Annotated in this window: 1 protein-coding gene; it reads left to right on the top strand. The window is 48.8% G+C overall.

Features of this window, described 5'->3' with window-relative positions:
• On the top strand, window positions 1-2,224 hold a 2,224-nt coding region (locus tag O3644_RS10000), incomplete at both ends, for a hypothetical protein (protein WP_371595635.1).

Raw genomic sequence — 2,224 nt, 5'->3', positions numbered from 1 at the left:
CAAGCGAGTCTGCTTCAGCGTCATTGAGCGCAAGCCAGTCAGTTTCAGCAAGTGTGTCTGCTTCAGCGTCATTGAGCACCAGCCAGTCTGTCTCAGCAAGCGTAAGTGCCTCAACTTCATTGAGCTTGAGCCAGTCAGTTTCAACCAGCGAGTCTGCTTCAACTTCATTGAGTGGTAGCCAGTCAGTTTCAACAAGTGAATCAGCTTCAAGCTCATTGAGCACCAGCCAGTCTGTCTCAGCAAGTGCAAGTGCCTCAGCCTCATTGAGCTTGAGCCAATCCGTTTCAGCAAGTGCCAGTGCTTCAGCGTCAGTAAGCCTGAGCCAGTCAGTTTCAACAAGCACAAGCGCCTCAGCCTCATTGAGCTTGAGCCAATCCGTTTCAGCAAGTGAATCAGCTTCAGCGTCAGTAAGCTTGAGCCAGTCAGTTTCAGCAAGCGCGAGTGCCTCAGCATCGTTGAGCTTGAGTCAATCAGTTTCAGCAAGTGAATCAGCTTCAACTTCATTGAGCACCAGCCAGTCTGTATCAGTAAGTGCCAGTGCCTCAGCATCGTTGAGCACGAGTCAGTCTGTATCAGCAAGTGAATCAGCTTCAACTTCATTGAGCACCAGTCAGTCTGTATCAGTAAGCACAAGTGCCAGTGCTTCAGCGTCATTGAGCTTGAGTCAGTCAGTCTCATTGAGTAATAGTGCTTCAGCTTCGTTAAGCTTGAGTCAGTCAGTTTCATTGAGCAAGAGTGCCTCAGCATCGTTGAGTGGTAGCCAATCCGTCTCATTAAGTAGGAGTGCTTCAGCGTCACTGAGCTTGAGTCAATCAGTTTCAACAAGTGAATCAGCTTCAACCTCAATGAGCACCAGCCAGTCAGTCTCAGTAAGTGCAAGTGCTTCAGCATCGTTGAGCCTGAGCCAATCCGTTTCAGAAAGCACAAGTGCTTCAGCGTCATTGAGCCTGAGTCAATCAGTTTCAACAAGTGAATCAGCTTCAACCTCAATGAGCACCAGCCAGTCTGTCTCAGTAAGTGCAAGTGCTTCAGCATCAGTGAGCCTGAGTCAATCCGTTTCAGAAAGCACAAGTGCTTCAGCGTCAATGAGCTTGAGTCAATCAGTTTCAGCAAGTGAATCAGCCTCAGCTTCGTTGAGTGGCAGCCAATCTGTCTCAACAAGCACAAGTGCCTCATCTTCGTTGAGCTTAAGTCAATCCGTTTCAGCAAGCGAGTCTGCTTCAGCGTCACTGAGCTTGAGCCAGTCTGTCTCAGCAAGTGCAAGTGCCTCAGCATCATTGAGCGCAAGCCAGTCAGTTTCAACAAGTGAATCAGCTTCAACCTCAATGAGCGCAAGCCAGTCTGTCTCAACAAGCCAGTCTGTCTCAGTAAGCACAAGCGCTTCAGCATCGTTGAGCTTGAGTCAATCCGTCTCAACAAGCACGAGCGCTTCAGCGTCATTGAGTGGTAGCCAATCAGTTTCAGCAAGTGAATCAGCCTCAGCATCGTTGAGTGGCAGCCAATCTGTCTCAACAAGCACAAGTGCTTCAGCATCGTTGAGCTTGAGTCAGTCAGTTTCAGCAAGTGCAAGTGCTTCAGCATCGTTGAGCTTGAGTCAATCCGTTTCAACAAGTGAATCAGCTTCAACGTCATTGAGCACAAGTCAGTCTGTCTCAGTAAGTGCAAGTGCCTCATCTTCGTTGAGCTTAAGTCAATCCGTTTCAGCAAGTGAATCTGTTTCAACCTCATTGAGCACTAGCCAGTCAGTCTCAACAAGCGCAAGTGCTTCAGCATCAGTAAGCTTGAGTCAATCAGTTTCAACAAGCGAGTCTGCTTCAGCGTCAATGAGCTTGAGCCAGTCTGTCTCAGTAAGTGCAAGTGCCTCAGCATCATTGAGCGCAAGCCAGTCAGTTTCAACAAGTGAATCAGCTTCAACCTCATTGAGCGCAAGCCAGTCTGTCTCAACAAGCGAGTCTGCTTCAGCGTCAATGAGCTTGAGCCAGTCTGTCTCAGCAAGTGCAAGTGCCTCAGCATCATTGAGCACCAGCCTCAGTGCTTCAATTAGCGCTTCAGATTCAGCAAGCACCAGCTTGAGCACAAGTCTCAGTGCCTCAATTAGTGCATCAGAGTCATCAAGTGCAAGCTTGAGCACAAGTCTCAGTGCCTCAATTAGTGCAAGCGACTCAGCAAGTACAAGTTTGAGCACGAGCCTCAGTGCCTCAATTAGTGCAAGCGACTCAGCAAG

Source organism: Streptococcus sp. 27098_8_113, assembly GCF_041432545.1.
In the GTDB taxonomy this organism is placed as follows: domain Bacteria; phylum Bacillota; class Bacilli; order Lactobacillales; family Streptococcaceae; genus Streptococcus.
Note: the sequence above shows the minus strand (reverse complement) of the source record. Positions and strands in the feature narration are given on the sequence as shown.